Genomic DNA, 15,984 nt, shown 5'->3' on the forward strand with positions numbered 1-15,984 from the left:
TAAGCTAAGAGTTATATTTAAGCATATCATTTTAGTGATGACAGAAAGCTGAATAAAATCACCAATTTGTTATTATTAACGATTGGTGATTTTTGACAACGTGAAGGTATTCTATAATGAGGAGTGAGACATTTGGAGTGGTTAAGTTTAACCATAGACGGACAAGATGTCAACGTACCAAAGGGAACAACTGTACTAGAAGCCTGTCGCCTGCATGGTATTGCAATTCCTACCTTGTGTCATGACCCGGAACTGACTTCTGCAGGCTCCTGCCGGTTGTGTATCGTACAAATCGAAGGAATGCGTAACTTGCCGCCCTCCTGCGTTACTCAAGTTGCCCAAGGAATGATCGTGCAAACTCAAAACCCTAAAGTTCGAGCAGCTCGCAAAACAATTTTGGAACTTTTAGTAGCGAATCACCCGTTGAATTGCATGACTTGCCAAAGGATGGGAGATTGCTCACTAGCTCAGTATGCTTATGAGTACGGTGTTACTGGGGCGTGCTATCCGGGTGAGCGTCGCCAAATACCCTTAGATGAGGGGAATCCTTTTATTATCAAGGATTCAAACAAATGCATTTTGTGCGGCAAATGCATTCGTGTCTGTGATGAAATTCAGGGACGCAGCGTTCTGGACTTCTCCTTCCGAGGGTTCGATACGCAAGTGGGTCCGGCCTTTAATCTCCCTTATCACGAATCAGAATGCGTTTTCTGTGGTTCCTGTGTATCAGTCTGTCCCGTTGGGGCATTAACGGAAAAGAAAATGGTGGGCAGAGGACGCCCTTGGGAAATCAAGAAAGTCCAAACCACTTGTCCCTATTGTGGGACAGGGTGTAACTTTGACTTAAATGTGAAAAACGGAAAAGTAATAGGGGTAACCTCTAATTTAAGTGCTCCTGTTAATGGTCGGGCACTATGCGTCAAAGGAAGATTTGGAATGGACATGATTTATAATTCCAATCGGTTGGCAACTCCTTTAATACGAAAGGATGGGGTCCTGGTACCCGCTGAATGGGATGAGGCCTTAAATCTAGTTGCAACAAAGTTCCGCGAAATTAAAGAAACCCACGGAGCAAATGCTCTTGCAGCTTTAAGTTCTGCTCATTGTACAAATGAAGAAAACTATCTGATGCAAAAATTCATGCGCGCAGTCATCGGGACCAATAATATCGATCACTGTGCCAGAGTTTGTCATGCCCCCACTGTGGCCGGTCTGGCCGTTTCTTTCGGCTCAGGGGCTGCAACTAACTCCTTTGAAGAAATTCCTGATGCCCAAGTTATGTTTGTGATTGGGGCAAATCCTACAGAAGCACACCCAGTAGTTGGGACAAAGATGAAGCAAGCCTTGGCTAAAGGGGCAAAGCTGATTGTCGTGGATCCCAGGCAAATTGAACTGGCTGAGTGTTCGGATCTTTATTTAAGACTACGAGCGGGGACTGATGTGGCTTTGATCAATGGAATTATGAACATCATCTTGGCCAATGGGTGGGAAGATCGCAAGTTCATATCGGAACGAACCGAAGGTTTTGCGGAATTCCAAGACAATATTAAGAATTATCCTCCCGATGTAGTAAGCAGAATAACCGGAGTACCTGAGGAACAACTTGTGGAGGCTGCTCGGATCTATGCCACTGCTGACAGGGCTATGATTTTTTATACTTTAGGGATAACCGAACACACCACAGGAACGGATAATGTGATGAGTTTGGCAAATCTGGCTATGCTGACCGGTAATATAGGTAAGAAGTATTCCGGGGTTAATCCTTTGCGCGGACAAAATAATGTTCAAGGCTCTTGTGACATGGGAGCTTTGCCTGGCGACTATCCCGGATACCAAAAGGTCATCAATACAGAAGTGCGAAAGAAATTTGAAAAAGCTTGGGGCGTTACTCTTGATCCCGACATGGGAATCATGCTTCCCGATATGTTTGCGGCAGCTATCAGCAAAAAGCTAAGAGCTATGTACGTGATGGGTGAGGATCCGGTGGTTACTGATGCCGATGCTAATCATGTGCGCAAGGGATTGGAGTCTCTGGATTTCCTCGTTGTGCAAGATATTTTTATGTCAGAAACCGCCAAAATGGCTGATGTAGTCTTGCCGGGAGCTAGTTTTGCTGAGAAGACCGGAACCTTCACAAATGCAGAACGGCGTATACAAATGGTCAACAAGGCTATTGAGCCTATTGGAAATGCGAAGGCAGATGGGGAGATCATTTCTGAACTTGCCAACCGGATGGGGTATCCCTTTTCCTACGACTCAGTGGAAGAGGTTATGGAAGAGGTGGCGAGTCTTACTCCTTTATACGGCGGGGTTACTCATCAACGTCTGGGAACCCAGGGATTGCAGTGGCCGGTTCCGAGTGTCGACCATCCTGGAAGCAAGGTTCTTCATCAAGAAAGTTTTACTCGCGGTAAGGGACTCTTTGTGTCTGTTGCCTTCCAAGAGGCCAATGAACTACCGGATGAAGAGTATCCCTTCTTACTCAATACGGGACGAAAGCTTTCCCATTATAATGTTTTTACACAAAACTCAGAAGCTCTTGGAACTTATTCCCCTGAAGAACTGGCAGAAATTAATCCTCAAGACGCTTGTCGACTGGGAATTAAAGAGGGAGAACGGGTAAAATTGGCATCTCGGCGAGGAGCGCTGGAAACTAAAATTACGATAACTGATCGCGTACCTGAAGGGATGGTCTTCATGACCTTTCATTACATGGATACTCCTACTAACGTCTTAACCAATGGTGCCTCAGATAAAGTTTCTAAGACGTATGAGTATAAAGCCTGCGGTGTACAAATCTCAAAAATTGCTTAATTAAAAGGAGTTGTCGACAAAATGGTTACAATTACAGAACTTGCCGCCCAAAAAGTCAAAGAAGTGCTTACTGCCCAAAATAAAGAGAATGCTTTACTTCGTCTTTATCTTGTAGGGATGGGGTGCGGTGGTCCAAATTTCGGGATGACTCTGGATGAGTCAAAAACAGAGAATGATATACTTGACGAAGGATTCGGTGTATCTATGGTTATAGACAAAAATCTCTCAGGATATTTAGAGGGAGCTGTCATTGACTACATTGAGTCAAGCAGTGGTGGGGGGTTTGAAATTCGAACAGCTAATGCCAATAGCGGTGGTTGTGACAGTGGCTGCTGCAGCGGCTGTGGTGGAAGCTGTTAATTCAGTAGTATAGAATTAGAAAGAGAGCTTATTTACAGCTCTCTTTTTTCTATGACCTTTAATACCCATTTCAGGGCAAAAAGCCAAATTAAAAAGCGTGAAATAGTTTGCAGAAACTCTTGCTAATTGAATTTCGTTAATTTAATGTTAAACTAGTATTGGAGGTGAAGAGCATTGAGCGAAGAAAGTAAAATGTGGCAATGCCAAGTTTCGAGTTGTGGATATATCTATAATCCGGAAAAAGGATGCAAAAAATCAAAAATACCTAAGGACGTCCCTTTTGAGGAGTTGCCTGATGAATGGAGATGCCCGTTGTGTGGGGCAGGCAAAAAAATGTTTAAACCTCTATAACCTTTTTGATTCAGAAATATAAAATATAAAAGCTCCTGCTGGCGCAGGAGCTTAATTGCTTAAACCCGTATTTACCTAATTAATGGCTAGGTTAAATTGAAAATGGTTAGTGTTTGCAGTTTTTTGAGTTCTTGAAAAAGAACATCACTAAGGGAAATGTCAAGAGCATTGGCCAAAGCAGCTATGTAAAACAGTTGTTTGCCCAATTCTGCAGCAATGATATCTTGGCAGTTATCGCAAATGGCTCCTTCGAGCTGGCTGTCCAAGATCTCCTTCAAATCGGCGAGGCTCGCATCTGGGGGAATTGGTTTTTTGCGGGCATTCACTGCGTGGCATCCACAACTGGTCACAGATTTAACCACTGCACGGTTAACCCGAGCTGAGGTTTCTTGTCCCTTGGAGATAATGTCCAAAATGCTTTGGTGACGGATTAAGAGAGATCTTACTGTGTCTTGGAATTGGTCAGTGAGTTGCTCCATGTGTGCTATCCTCACTCCTTTCTGCCATCTCTATTATACCGAGATGCCGGGTCAGTTGTCAATTTTCAACAACAATAAGGGCAAAAAAGGTAAATTGACAGGTGAAAGGCTTGTATGATATAATTTTAAAATTTTGACCACAGCTATGTTACTTGCTATAATAGGATTAGGGGGTGGCCGAATGTTTAAGGTTGGTGACAAAGTTGTCTATCCGATGCACGGTGCTGGGATTATTGAATCGATCGAAGAACGTGAAGTTCTTGGAGAGAAAAGCCAATATTATGTCATGCACTTACCTGTGGGGAATATGAAATTATTTATTCCCTTGAAGAATGTGGAGAACCTTGGCTTAAGGCAAGTAATTTCTCCTACTATGGTGAAAGATGTTCTAGAGGTTCTACAAACAAAAGACACAGCAAATACCTTAGCTTGGAATCGGCGCTATCGTGCAAACTTAGAGAAAATCAAGAGCGGGAATATTTTCGAAGTTGCCAATGTTGTGCGTAGTCTTGCGCAAAGAGAAAACGAAAAAGGGCTTTCAACAGGGGAAAAGAAAATGTACGAAAATGCCTGTCAGATTCTGATTAGTGAACTGGTTTTGACTGAGGGATCTGAAGAAGAAGCAGTCAGGCAATGGCTTTCCTCCGCTTTGATTTAGTCTAGAATCTTTTCATTCGGATTAGGGCGTCTTATTGAGGTCATGGCTGACGAATTTTAATTGTTCTTTTATCCAGCTAGCACAACTAAAGTTTTGGTAAGGTATTTTCTAACATGTTGAAGAATTGGCCATGACTTAAAGGACGTTCGAAGATTTAGCATCCCCAAGAACTTTACCTAAGACTTATCTGGTTAATAATGTTGAAGAACCTACATTTTACTTAATCAGCATTTTGGAAAACCGCTGTAAGTATGGTAAAGTGGCTATGGCAAAGCAATTTGCTTAATGGAAATCCTGCTAAGAGAAGGGTTTTATTGGTATTGGTTGAAAAATTATGAAATCCAAAGTATAATTGGGAAGACTTTTAGTCAAAATAGGTTAAAAGGAGGTGAAAAGATGATTCGCAATTTAATACGCGGGATCATCACTCTGTTACTAGGGGCGGTAGGGTTTTATCTCAACTATATCCTTATTAGCCTCGATTTTTTAAATACCCTAGGCTGGAATGGTTCTCTTGTTTGGACCTACGCCATAATGAGTATTTTATTTGGCATCATAGGATTTTTAGTTGCCCCTGTTAGTATTCGTTCTTTTATTGCTTTAATGCGTTGGATGGATTCAAGATTAACAAGGGTTCCCACAAATGATCTTATGGGTGGGGCCGTTGGGGGTATTATTGGACTTATTATTGCAAGTTTATTTGGAAACTCGTTTGTCAGTATTAAGTTTTTTGGCCCACTTTTGGCAGTGCTACTTAGTCTTTTTTTGGGTTATCTAGGTCTGACAATTGGAATGAAACGCAAAGAAGATGTTTTGGGCTTCCTTAATTTTTTTCCAAAATTTCGTGATCGGGGAGAAAAGGCGGAAAAGTCTGGAGATAAGGCTGATAAAGGGGACAAGAATAAGGAAGGTAAAGCTGGCCTTTCCCGTGAGTTAGTAAGTTATAAAATACTGGACACCAGTGTGATTATTGATGGACGAATAGCCGACATTGTTAAAACCGGTTTTTTGGAAGGGGTATTGTTAATTCCCAGCTTTGTGCTGGAAGAGCTTCGTCATATAGCGGATTCTTCGGATCTGCTTAAACGAAATCGAGGCCGCAGAGGTCTTGATATCCTTAATCAGATTTCCAAGGAAACTGTTATTAAAGTTCATATTCATGAACAGGATTTTGATGATATCAATGAAGTTGACAGCAAACTTGTAAGGTTAGGACAAGTTTTGAATTCCCCTTTATTGACTAATGATTATAATCTCAATAAAGTGGCAGAGCTTCAAGGAGTTAAGGTTCTAAATATTAACGAACTAGCTAATGCTCTGAAACCTATTGTTTTACCAGGAGAAGAAATGTTAGTTCAAGTCATGAAAGAAGGAAAAGAGCCCGGGCAGGGAGTCGCATATCTTGATGACGGAACCATGATTGTTGTGGATATGGGGCGGAGGTATATGGGTCAGAATGTTGTTGTTTTAGTAACAAGTGTCCTTCAGACAGCGGCTGGTCGTATGATCTTTGCTAAGCCTAAAAACTCTTTAGAAAAAAAGCCGATGGGCCTTCGTCCGACGGATGAGGTGAATGCGATTGGTTAATATCGGGATCGTCATTCCGGCAGCCGGTCAAGGTAAACGGATGGGGGCCGGATACAACAAGCAATTTCTGGCGTTGAGGGATAAGCCAATTTTAGCGCATACTATCGGACTTTTTGAAGAATCTGATTATGTTTCGGAAATTGTGGTTGTAGGTGCTGAAGGGGATATTGCTACTATTGAAGAACTAGTTTCATTTTATGATTTAAAAAAGGTTGTTAAGATCTGTATAGGTGGAGTGCTGCGCCAAGATTCCGTTTGCACAGGGGTTCGAGCTCTAAGTCCCACTATTCAACGGATAGTGGTGCATGATGGGGCGCGGCCCCTTTTAACATTGCCGGCATTTCATAAATTTCTTAAAGAAACAGAAACTAATTCTGCTGCTATCATGGGGGTTCCGATTAAGGATACTGTAAAACAAGTTGATTCAGCAGGGAATGTGCTTGAGACATTGCCGCGGGACTATTTGCGTGCGGTTCAGACTCCTCAGATATTCGACCGAGGAATATTGGAAGAAGCCCACGAAAGAGCGTCTGTGTCAAGTTACTATGGTACGGATGACGCATCTTTGTTAGAATGGATAGGGCATCCCGTTCATATGGTGGAAGGGATGCAAGAGAATATTAAGGTTACCACACCTGAAGATTTGTGGTTAGCTGAGAGAATACTGACGATGCGCGAAAAAGAGAGATAGGGTATTTGACCTGAGCCGTTGAACTCGAACCGCAAATATTGAGAAGGGGTGTTTGAAATCAATGTAGGAATTGGTTATGATGTACATGCATTGGTGGAAGGGCGTTTGTTGATCTTAGGTGGAGTAGAAATTCCCCATGAACGTGGATTGCTGGGACACTCAGATGCAGATGTATTGGTTCACGCAATTATGGATGCGCTTTTGGGTGCTTTGGCACTTGGAGATATCGGAGGCCATTTTCCAGATAACGATCCAAGCTATCGAGGTATCTCAAGCCTTGCTTTATTAGAACATGTTATGAGACTTATCGAATCCAGGGGATATCGTGTCGGAAATATAGACAGCATCATCATTGCGGAGCGCCCTAAAATTGCTCCGTATATCGCAAAGATGAGAGCTAATTTATCGCGATCTATGAATATAGAGGAGTCACGTATCTCGGTGAAGGCAACTACGACAGAGCGATTAGGATTTGTGGGTAAAGAAGAAGGAATTGCAGCTCAAGCAATTGTTAACTTAAAAAAGGTGGAGGAAATATAATGGAAATTCGTGTTCGGTTTGCACCAAGTCCAACAGGGCCGCTTCATATAGGAGGAGCAAGATCGGCTTTATTTAATTATTTATGGGCTCGCAAGAATAAGGGTACATTTATTGTACGAAGTGAAGATACTGATTTAGAGCGTTCTAGCAGGGAATCAGAACATAACATTTTGCAAGCACTAAGATGGTTAGATATTCAATGGAATGAAGGAATTGAAGTTGGTGGGGAACATGGCCCTTATCGGCAAACTGACCGTTTAGAGCTTTATAAAGATTATCAGGAAAAGCTGCTTGCTAATGGGCATGCCTACTACTGTTACTGTACTGAAGAAGAGCTGGAACAGGAAAGACAGTCTCTAATTGCTAAAGGAGAGACTCCACGCTATTTAGGGAAGTGCAGAAATTTGTCTGCAGAGCAACGTGAGGCGTTTGAAATTGAGGGCCGAAAGCCCGTTATACGCTTTCGCGTGCCAGAGGGACAGGCAATTCATATTTCTGACAAGGTACGTGGGGATGTTGTATTTGATAGCAACGGTATTGGAGATTACGTTATTGTAAAATCAGATGGAATTCCTACATATAATTTTGCAGTTGTTGTTGACGATATTACTATGTCAATAACCCATGTAATTCGGGGGGAAGAACATCTTTCTAATACTCCTCGCCAGGTTATGATTTATCAGGCATTAGGATCTCCAGCCCCTGAATTTGCTCACATTTCTCTGATTCTTAATACAGAGGGAGGAAAGATGAGTAAGCGGGATGGGGATACTGCAGTCATAGATTATCAGCAGAAAGGGTATCTCCCGGAAGCTATTGTTAATTTTATTGCTCTACTTGGTTGGGCACCTACAGGAGAAGAAGAATTTTATACCCTTGATGAATTGGCAAAGGAATTTTCGTTAGATCGAGTTTCCAAGAGCCCTGCTGTCTTTGATCGACACAAGCTGGATTATATCAACTCACATTATATTAAAGCGTCCTCACCGGAACGGCTAGCGGAACTTGCTATGCCTCATCTTGAAGAATTAGGCATGCTTCCCCAGGATCAAAGATCCGTTGAGCAGCAGCAATGGCTGGTAAGCTTTATTAAGGCTATTGCAGAGAAAATATCTTATTTGGCTGAAGTGAAGGATTATATTCATTATTTTCATGGCGATACTCCACTTGAACCGCAGAGTGATGCCTTGGAAGTGTTAAAAGGCGAACAGGTCCCAAGTGTTCTGGCTATGTTCAAAGAAAAATTGCAGGGAGCAGAGATGCTTTCCGCTGAGACGGTAAAAGTTATTCTGAAACAAATGACTAAAGAATTAAAACTTGGTGGTAAATTTGTATACATGCCAGTTCGGATAGCATTAACAGGACAGATGCACGGGCCGGAATTGTATGATATTATCCCCTTGCTGGGGCTCAAGAATGTTTTGGGGCGCATCGGGTATACAGAGGAGCATTATTTAGGGTAGACCGCCTCTATAATGGGGCGGCAAGCGCTACTTAGAGAACTAATTGACAAAATAATGGAGACTACCATATAATTAAATATAAATTATCGTGTTGGCGAAAAATACAAATGGTTTATGACGATGATGAGAAAGAGTACAAAGAGGAATTGCGACTAGCGAGAATGGGGTAGTGGAAGCCATTTGCAAGGAGTATTTGGAAGTGCGTCTCGGAGTTGATTGGAAGAAATTTGAAAGTATTTCAATCCGTATTACTGCGTTAAAGTTTTGAGCTGGAACGACATGTCGTTCAAACAGAGTGGGACCGCGGAATTTTCGTCTCTGGACGAGGAGTTCCGCTTTTTTTGTGTTTATTTATATTATCGGCGATGTTCAGGTGTATTCAAAGGGTACTGAGTAAATGACGGTTAACAGAATAACAAAATAAGCTAAAGAGAAAAGGGTGAAGCTATGTTTGGACAGATAAAGCGTGATATCCAAGTTATTTTTGAACGTGATCCTGCAGCAAAAAGTATTTGGGAAGTTATCTTTTGTTATCCTGGGTTTCACGCTGTGCTATTCCATAGAATGGCACATTGGTTGTACATTCATAAGCTGGTTCTCTTACCGCGTATGATCTCCCAGCTCTCCCGCTTCCTAACGGGAATCGAGATTCATCCGGGTGCGAAGATTGGGCAAGGACTTTTTATTGATCATGGTACGGGTGTGGTAATAGGTGAGACTACAGAGATCGGAAATAACGTGACTTTATATCAAGGTGTTACTCTGGGTGGAACTGGGAAAGAGAAAGGAAAACGGCATCCAACGATTGGAGATAATGTTGTAATTGGAGCAGGTGCGAGGGTATTAGGTTCCTTCAAAGTTGGGGATAATGTAAAAATTGGAGCAGGTTCGGTTGTTAATAAGCCTGTACCAAGTGATACGACTGTTGTAGGTGTACCCGGGCGAATTGTTCTTCACCGTGGGATACCGATTAAAGATCCTGATTTGAGGCATGATGAGCTTCCGGATCCGGTGAATGAAATGCTGAAGTGTCTAATGCAGCGTGTAGAATATTTGGAACAGCGATTAAATGAAGAGGAGAGTCGATACGATGTCTTTGAAATTATTCAACACAATGACCCGTCAAAAAGAGGAGTTTCAACCAAGAGAGAGCGGGAAGGTGGCAATGTATGTTTGCGGCCCGACAACCTATAATTATTTTCATGCGGGAAATGCTCGGATGTTCGTCGTATTCGATATGATTAGACGTTATTTTATTTATAAAGGTTTTGATGTTCGTTACGTTCAGAATTTCACCGATATAGATGATAAGATTATCCAGCGTGGGAATGTTGAAGGGATGGATCCTTTAGCTTTAGGCCAAAAGTATATTGACGAGTACTTTAAAGATGCTAAAGAATTAAACCTGCTGCCGGCAACGGTTCACCCCAAGGCAACAGAGCATATTCCGGAAATGATTGAAATTATCCAAGGTCTTATCGATTCCGGGCTGGGTTATGAGGTGGAGGGGGATGTCTACTTTGCAGTGGATCACTTCCCTGATTATGGGAAGCTGTCAGGTAGAACTCTTGATGATATGAAGGCAGGAGCGAGAGTTGAAGTGGATGAACGTAAAAGGCATCCCATGGACTTTGCACTCTGGAAAAAGGCTAAACCTGGTGAACCGGCCTGGGAAAGCCCGTGGGGAGAGGGGCGGCCGGGTTGGCATATTGAGTGTACGGCTATGTCCTTGAAATATTTGGGAGCGGGATTTGATATTCACGGTGGAGGGGAGGATCTTTCATTTCCTCATCATGAAAACGAAATTGCTCAAACAGAAGGGTACTTAAAAGGGAAGACCTTTGCTCGGCATTGGATGCACAACGCTTTTCTTACAATTAATCAAGAAAAAATGTCTAAATCCTTGGGCAATTTTTTTACGATCCGCGAGTTGTTGGTGAATTCTCCGGGAGAAGTTATTCGCTTCTATTTACTGGGAACTCACTATCGCAGTCCCTTGGATTTTAACGATCAAAACTTAATTATGGCGCAAAAGGGCTTGGAACGTCTGCAAACCAGCGTTCGCTTAGCTCAGGAGGCTCTGGCAAGGGAAGGCGCAGTGAAAAATGACCAGGGCAGCCTAGAGTTGTCAAGGGCTTCTAAAGAGGCGAGAGAGGCCTTTGAGAAGGCAATGGATGATGATTTTAATTCCGCATTAGCTTATGCGGCTTTATTTGAGCTAGCAAAGACCATGAATGGCCTTGTACAGGCAAATCCTGTGCCTTCGGAAGGACTAGCTGAGGCTCACAACACTTTAGTGAAACTTGGAGATGTTTTAGGGTTTGATTTGCTTCATCCGGCTAAAATTGATGTCGAGAACAATGAAATCCTAAACGAAGTGATGGAAGTTGTCTTACAGATTCGTTCGAAATCACGCCAGAAAAAGGACTGGGAAATGGCGGACTTTATCCGCGATGGACTTAAAGAAAAAGGAATTGTTATTGAGGATACTCCCCAAGGGGCCAGGTGGCAAATTAAGCGATAATTGAAAGGTGACCTTATGCGAAATTGGCAGGAAATGAATGCCTTGACCTTAGCGTATTTGGGTGATGCGGTTTATGAACTTTGGGTGCGCACCCATTTACTTGAACTAGGGCACGAGAGGGTGAAGGAACTTCACAAGCAGGCGGTCAACTATGTACGAGCCGGCACTCAAGCTCAGGTTTTACATGCCCTATTTCCGGAGCTTGATGAGGTTGAACAGCAGGTTGTAATACGAGGAAGAAATACCAAGGGCGGGCATCCTAAAAATGTGGATGTTGTCACTTATCGTCATGCCACAGGGTTTGAAAGCTTAGTGGGCTATTGGCAGTTAAGCGGACAAACAGACCGGATGAAATGGGCTTTTGCTAAAGTAGACCAAATGCTTCGCGGTGAAGAAGTAATTAAATAAAGACACTCATTATAGGGTACTGTGAGAAAGGGAGATTTTTTTAATGAATGTGGATCTTATTCAGCACACGCCAGATCCGGAAAAAGTAGTAGCAGCTGCAGCTCGTTTGTGTTACTCGTCAGATGCTATACCCGATTTGTTTGAACAGCTGAACGATGATAAGGTGGCTAACTTCGTCCGAAGGCTCAGAGAAATGGGCCATCTTTCCCCTTTTGAGCATGTAAGTTTTCAGTTTTCAATAGATGGTGTTTCAAGGGCTTTGTCCCATCAGCTCGTCCGTCACCGGATTGCAAGTTATTCGCAACGATCTCAACGTTATGTCAAAGAGAATGGGTTTGAATTCGTTATTCCTCCAAGCGTCATACAAAATCCTGAAGCATTAGGGCGGTTTGAGGCAGTTATGTCTCGCCTGCAGGAAGACTATCAGGAGCTCTTGAATTACGTACCTGCCGAGGATGCTCGCTATGTCTTGCCTAATGCTTGTACTACTTCTTTAATGGCTACTTTTAACGCACGATCGTTATTGAATTTTTTTGAGCATAGAACTTGTATTAGGGCTCAATGGGAGATACGTTTTTTAGCTGGAAGAATGTTAGATTTAGTAAGAGAGGTTGCCCCTAATCTGTTTAGTGAAGCTGGTCCAACCTGTATAACTCAAGGGGTCTGTCGTCAAGGAACATATAGCTGTGGAAGACTAAAGACCCTAGAAAGAAAGAAGTGAACTTCGTGAACGAAGAAATTGTGTATGGTAAAAATCCAGTGGCTGAGCTTCTTAAAAGTGGCAAACCAATTAACAAAGTTCTCCTTGTTTCAGATGGGCCTAGTGGTAAAAATCAAGACATTATGGCCTTGCTTCATAAAAATAATACACCATACCAATTTGTAGATCGTCAGACTCTAGACCGGCTGACAAATCGTGAGCGACATCAGGGCATGCTCGCCTATGTGGCGGCGAGTGAGTATGCGAATGTCGAGGATATTCTGGCCTTAGCTGTCGAGCGTCAAGAAGACCCTTTTATCTTAATGCTGGATGAAATAGAGGATCCTCATAATTTAGGGGCCTTACTTAGGACTGTTGATGCTGTCGGTGCCCATGGAGTGATTATTCCTAAGCGGAGAAGTGTAGCCCTCACTGGAACGGTAGCCAAAACATCTGCCGGAGCAGTTGAACATGTCAAAGTAGCCCGAGTGAGTAACTTAGTTCAAACTTTAAAGGATTTGAAAAAAGCGGGGTGCTGGGTTTCGGGGGCTGAAGCTGGGGGGACAAATGCTTTTAAGGCAGATCTAACCGGCCCAAGGGTGATTGTAATTGGCAGTGAAGGGAAAGGGATTAGTCGTTTACTTAGAGAAAATTGTGATGAAATCGTAAGTCTGCCCATGAGGGGGCAGGTCTCTTCCTTAAATGCCAGTGTTGCAGGTTCGGTTATGCTTTATGAGGTGCTCAGACAAAGAATTCAATCTGAAAAACCCATCACAAAAATCTAAAGACCTAAAAAGGCGGCTTGGCTCACAGTTGGTGCTCAGCAACGGTATAACTTTCCAATTGGGGCTTTGTAATTTTGATTTTTAAATTTTTTGCACTATTTTGACCTCTGAAGCCCCATTTTCGCAGGATTTTGGGACTTTAGAACTCGTGCCTCGATCTCAAACTTCACGAATAGCGACAGAACAACCAAAACTTCGCCTTGACGCTTTTCTTTAGCGTCGAGTATAATGAGGATGTTCTCGTGGACGAGGGCTAGCCGAGATTGCGTCTTCTTCGTGATGACATTGTAGGGGGGATCAACTTGACTCTTCAAGCCCAACCAGAACTACCAGAATGTGAAATCATCGACGTTATCGTGGATGAAGAGGTGGTTGAGCTTGCCAAGGAAGGCGACGCTACAGCACTGGAGTATCTAATTAACAAATATAAAAACTTTGTTAGGGCCAAAGCGCGTTCTTACTTTCTGATTGGTGCTGATCGTGAAGATATTATTCAAGAGGGAATGATAGGACTTTATAAAGCAATTCGTGATTTTCGTGGGGACAAACTCTCCTCCTTTAGAGCGTTTGCAGAATTATGTATTACACGACAGATAATCACAGCAATTAAAACCGCGACGAGGCAGAAACACATTCCCTTAAACTCATATGTTTCCTTAAATAAGCCTATTTATGACGAAGATTCGGATAGGACTCTTCTCGATGTTATTTCGGGTACTCGAATTACCGACCCGGAAGAACTAATTATCAGCAGAGAAGAATTTGACGACATTGAAGAAAAAATGGGCGAGATCCTGAGTTCTTTAGAGTGGAAAGTACTGATGTCATACTTAGAGGGCAAATCTTATCAAGAGATTGCTGTTGACTTGAGAAGACATGTAAAATCAATCGATAATGCGTTGCAGCGAGTTAAGAGAAAGCTCGAACGATATCTCGAACGTCGTGATGGATAATTTTACATATCTTTTATTTATTAAAGTACTTGCATTTTATAAAGATTAGTGTTAGACTACGTAAGTGCCTTGAGGTTAATGCTTGAAGCTCAGGAAGATATAGGCCGACGTAGCTCAATTGGCAGAGCAGCTGATTTGTAATCAGCAGGTTGCGGGTTCGAGTCCCATCGTCGGCTCCATTTAGCAAATCCTAGCCTCTATCGGCTTATTGCAAAATTGACTGTGCTGTAAAGCGTGCTTCTCTTCGGCATAAAAGGTTGACAAAGTCTATCGCACTTAGCGCAACTGAACAGTTATTATCGCGGGGTGGAGCAGCGGTAGCTCGTCGGGCTCATAACCCGAAGGTCGTCGGTTCAAATCCGGCCCCCGCAACCAAGTGAACTAGACAGCGAAGCTGTCTTTTTTGTTATTTGGTCATAACCGACTGAGGTTGTCATTGGCTATTGTGGCCAAAGCTAATGGGACTGGATATCTACCTTTAGCGAGGAAACGCCTAGGGGCTTGGTGCCAGCTAAGATCTACCAAGGCTTTTTCTTGACAGTCAAATTATCTTGTGATAAAGTGTTTTGAGTAATGAAAAAATACAGCGTCCTACCGTTGTCCGGGAGGTGTTCGTGAATGCGTGTCGGCATTATTTTAGCGTGTACTGATTGCAAGCACCGTAACTATGCTACTATGAAAAATAAGAAAAACAACCCAGATCGCTTGGAAGCTCAAAAGTTTTGCAAGTTTTGCAAGAGTCACACTCTGCATAAGGAAACTAAGTAATTTTTTTTTTGCAAAGGTTTAGATGTACGCCAGGGGGCGTTGTCACGGAGTCGATGACTTGGAGTCTGTAAGGATGTGAAGTGATGGGCGAGTTGAAGAAACCGGCCAATACTCAGAGCCAGAAAGATAAGGCGAAGGAGTATTTCCGCGGGGTTTTGAGCGAACTCAAGAAAGTTCATTGGCCAAGCCGCAGGCAATTGCTAACCTACACACTTGTTGTGTTTTTTGCGGTTTCAATTGTATCTATTCTTATGTGGATTGTTGATAGCGGCTTAAGTGCGGCCTTGACCAAGCTGCTGCCCTAAACATATAAAGTTTCAACGGCAGTGTCTGAGGAGGTCCCTGAGAAATGGCAAAAAATTGGTTTGTAATTCATACCTATTCTGGCTATGAGAACAAGGTGAAAATGAATCTTGAAAAACGAGTCGAATCCATGAACATGGAGGAGAAGATTTTCCGAGTTCTTGTTCCCATGGAAGATGAAATTGAATTCAAAAATGGTAAACAAAAGATTACCAAGCGCAAGGTATATCCAGGCTATGTGCTCGTTGAAATGGAAATGACGGATGACTCATGGTATGTTGTTCGTAATACTCCGGGTGTAACAGGATTTGTCGGTTCTGGAACGAAGCCTATCCCTTTATTGGATAATGAGGTTGTAAGTATATTGCAGCAAATGGGAATGGATGAAATTCAGACTCGGGTCGACTTTGATATTAATCAAAGTGTCCAAGTTATTGCCGGTCCTTTCAAGGACTTCGTTGGTGTAGTGAGAGAAATCCTTGCAGACAAAGGCAAGTTACGGGTTGAGGTATCTATGTTTGGCAGAGAAACTCCCGTTGAACTTGAGTTCACGCAGGTTCAAAAATTAGATTAATAGGTTATCCTAATAAGGGGGTGTAT

The 15,984-nt window shown here is 42.8% G+C and carries 18 protein-coding genes, 2 tRNA genes and 1 other annotated feature; of the genes, 19 read left to right on the plus strand and 1 reads right to left on the minus strand.

The window, feature by feature from the left end; genetic code table 11:
• Positions 1-132: 132 nt before the first annotated feature.
• The 3 genes from fdhF (at position 133) to DESMER_RS01025 (ending at position 3,525) form a co-directional block, all read left to right on the plus strand.
• Entirely contained in the window at positions 133-2,814 is a 2,682-nt protein-coding gene (gene fdhF / locus DESMER_RS01015) for a formate dehydrogenase subunit alpha (protein WP_014901205.1), read from the plus strand.
• 21 nt (positions 2,815-2,835) lie between these two features.
• A complete protein-coding gene (locus tag DESMER_RS01020) occupies positions 2,836-3,174 on the plus strand; it encodes a HesB/IscA family protein (RefSeq protein ID WP_014901206.1) in 339 nt (112 codons plus the stop codon).
• 192 nt (positions 3,175-3,366) lie between these two features.
• Positions 3,367-3,525, plus strand: coding sequence for a rubredoxin (locus tag DESMER_RS01025; RefSeq protein WP_427854276.1), 159 nt, complete (start codon positions 3,367-3,369; stop codon positions 3,523-3,525).
• Positions 3,526-3,611: 86 nt separating this feature from the next.
• On the opposite strand, the gene DESMER_RS01030 is transcribed toward DESMER_RS01025, so the two are convergent.
• Positions 3,612-4,004: a nucleoside triphosphate pyrophosphohydrolase family protein gene (locus DESMER_RS01030; protein ID WP_014901208.1), complete on the minus strand. Its 393-nt coding sequence runs from the start codon at positions 4,002-4,004 to the stop codon at positions 3,612-3,614.
• Between the two features lie 181 nt (positions 4,005-4,185).
• Between DESMER_RS01030 and DESMER_RS01035 the strand changes: the two genes are divergently transcribed.
• The 16 genes from DESMER_RS01035 to nusG all read left to right on the plus strand — a co-directional run bounded on the left by DESMER_RS01035 (position 4,186) and on the right by nusG (position 15,958).
• Positions 4,186-4,662, plus strand: coding sequence for a CarD family transcriptional regulator (locus tag DESMER_RS01035; RefSeq protein ID WP_014901209.1), 477 nt, complete (start codon positions 4,186-4,188; stop codon positions 4,660-4,662).
• Between the two features lie 396 nt (positions 4,663-5,058).
• Entirely contained in the window at positions 5,059-6,249 is a 1,191-nt protein-coding gene (locus DESMER_RS01040; protein WP_014901210.1) for a PIN/TRAM domain-containing protein, read from the plus strand.
• Positions 6,242-6,940 (plus strand): 2-C-methyl-D-erythritol 4-phosphate cytidylyltransferase, encoded by a 699-nt coding sequence (gene ispD, locus DESMER_RS01045; protein ID WP_014901211.1) that lies wholly within the window; start codon positions 6,242-6,244, stop codon positions 6,938-6,940. The genes DESMER_RS01040 and ispD overlap by 8 nt, the downstream gene beginning before the upstream one ends.
• Positions 6,941-6,988: 48 nt before the next feature.
• Entirely contained in the window at positions 6,989-7,480 is a 492-nt protein-coding gene (ispF, locus tag DESMER_RS01050; RefSeq protein ID WP_014901212.1) for a 2-C-methyl-D-erythritol 2,4-cyclodiphosphate synthase, read from the plus strand.
• A complete protein-coding gene (gene gltX, locus DESMER_RS01055; RefSeq protein ID WP_014901213.1) occupies positions 7,480-8,943 on the plus strand; it encodes a glutamate--tRNA ligase in 1,464 nt (487 codons plus the stop codon). The genes ispF and gltX overlap by 1 nt, the downstream gene beginning before the upstream one ends.
• Before the next feature lie 111 nt (positions 8,944-9,054).
• Positions 9,055-9,266 (plus strand) — a binding site (T-box leader).
• A 124-nt stretch (positions 9,267-9,390) separates the two neighbouring features.
• Positions 9,391-10,137: a serine O-acetyltransferase gene (gene cysE, locus DESMER_RS01060; protein ID WP_014901214.1), complete on the plus strand. Its 747-nt coding sequence runs from the start codon at positions 9,391-9,393 to the stop codon at positions 10,135-10,137.
• A complete protein-coding gene (cysS, locus tag DESMER_RS01065) occupies positions 10,034-11,467 on the plus strand; it encodes a cysteine--tRNA ligase (RefSeq protein WP_042333237.1) in 1,434 nt (477 codons plus the stop codon). The genes cysE and cysS overlap by 104 nt, the downstream gene beginning before the upstream one ends.
• 15 nt (positions 11,468-11,482) lie before the next feature.
• Positions 11,483-11,875, plus strand: a complete 393-nt coding sequence (locus tag DESMER_RS01070) for a Mini-ribonuclease 3 (protein WP_014901216.1) — start codon at positions 11,483-11,485, stop codon at positions 11,873-11,875.
• A 43-nt stretch (positions 11,876-11,918) separates the two neighbouring features.
• Positions 11,919-12,596: an FAD-dependent thymidylate synthase gene (gene thyX, locus DESMER_RS01075; protein WP_014901217.1), complete on the plus strand. Its 678-nt coding sequence runs from the start codon at positions 11,919-11,921 to the stop codon at positions 12,594-12,596.
• Positions 12,593-13,360: a 23S rRNA (guanosine(2251)-2'-O)-methyltransferase RlmB gene (rlmB, locus tag DESMER_RS01080; RefSeq protein ID WP_014901218.1), complete on the plus strand. Its 768-nt coding sequence runs from the start codon at positions 12,593-12,595 to the stop codon at positions 13,358-13,360. Before thyX ends, rlmB begins: the two co-directional genes overlap by 4 nt.
• Positions 13,361-13,662: 302 nt before the next feature.
• A complete protein-coding gene (gene sigH / locus DESMER_RS01090) occupies positions 13,663-14,313 on the plus strand; it encodes an RNA polymerase sporulation sigma factor SigH (protein ID WP_034598253.1) in 651 nt (216 codons plus the stop codon).
• Between the two features lie 103 nt (positions 14,314-14,416).
• Positions 14,417-14,492, plus strand: a tRNA-Thr gene (locus tag DESMER_RS01095).
• A 121-nt stretch (positions 14,493-14,613) separates the two neighbouring features.
• A tRNA-Met gene (locus DESMER_RS01100) sits at positions 14,614-14,688 on the plus strand.
• 243 nt (positions 14,689-14,931) lie between these two features.
• Positions 14,932-15,081, plus strand: a complete 150-nt coding sequence (rpmG, locus tag DESMER_RS01105; protein ID WP_014901220.1) for a 50S ribosomal protein L33 — start codon at positions 14,932-14,934, stop codon at positions 15,079-15,081.
• 83 nt (positions 15,082-15,164) lie between these two features.
• Positions 15,165-15,386, plus strand: a complete 222-nt coding sequence (secE, locus tag DESMER_RS01110; RefSeq protein ID WP_014901221.1) for a preprotein translocase subunit SecE — start codon at positions 15,165-15,167, stop codon at positions 15,384-15,386.
• Positions 15,387-15,430: 44 nt separating this feature from the next.
• A complete protein-coding gene (gene nusG / locus DESMER_RS01115; RefSeq protein WP_014901222.1) occupies positions 15,431-15,958 on the plus strand; it encodes a transcription termination/antitermination protein NusG in 528 nt (175 codons plus the stop codon).
• Positions 15,959-15,984: the final 26 nt, after the last annotated feature.

The sequence above is a fragment of the Desulfosporosinus meridiei DSM 13257 genome, assembly GCF_000231385.2.
GTDB lineage: Bacteria > Bacillota > Desulfitobacteriia > Desulfitobacteriales > Desulfitobacteriaceae > Desulfosporosinus > Desulfosporosinus meridiei.

Bases quoted from the DNA above. Each gene is read 5' to 3' on its own strand.
- DESMER_RS01020 (WP_014901206.1), top strand. From the start codon at position 2,836: ATGGTTACAATTACAGAACTTGCCGCCCAAAAAGTCAAAGAAGTGCTT.
- DESMER_RS01025 (WP_427854276.1), top strand. From the start codon at position 3,367: ATGTGGCAATGCCAAGTTTCGAGTTGTGGATATATCTATAATCCGGAA.
- DESMER_RS01030 (WP_014901208.1), bottom strand. From the start codon at position 4,004: ATGGAGCAACTCACTGACCAATTCCAAGACACAGTAAGATCTCTCTTA.
- DESMER_RS01035 (WP_014901209.1), top strand. From the start codon at position 4,186: ATGTTTAAGGTTGGTGACAAAGTTGTCTATCCGATGCACGGTGCTGGG.
- DESMER_RS01040 (WP_014901210.1), top strand. From the start codon at position 5,059: ATGATTCGCAATTTAATACGCGGGATCATCACTCTGTTACTAGGGGCG.
- gltX (WP_014901213.1), top strand. From the start codon at position 7,480: ATGGAAATTCGTGTTCGGTTTGCACCAAGTCCAACAGGGCCGCTTCAT.
- cysE (WP_014901214.1), top strand. From the start codon at position 9,391: ATGTTTGGACAGATAAAGCGTGATATCCAAGTTATTTTTGAACGTGAT.
- cysS (WP_042333237.1), top strand. From the start codon at position 10,034: ATGTCTTTGAAATTATTCAACACAATGACCCGTCAAAAAGAGGAGTTT.
- DESMER_RS01070 (WP_014901216.1), top strand. From the start codon at position 11,483: ATGCGAAATTGGCAGGAAATGAATGCCTTGACCTTAGCGTATTTGGGT.
- thyX (WP_014901217.1), top strand. From the start codon at position 11,919: ATGAATGTGGATCTTATTCAGCACACGCCAGATCCGGAAAAAGTAGTA.
- rpmG (WP_014901220.1), top strand. From the start codon at position 14,932: ATGCGTGTCGGCATTATTTTAGCGTGTACTGATTGCAAGCACCGTAAC.
- secE (WP_014901221.1), top strand. From the start codon at position 15,165: ATGGGCGAGTTGAAGAAACCGGCCAATACTCAGAGCCAGAAAGATAAG.
- nusG (WP_014901222.1), top strand. From the start codon at position 15,431: ATGGCAAAAAATTGGTTTGTAATTCATACCTATTCTGGCTATGAGAAC.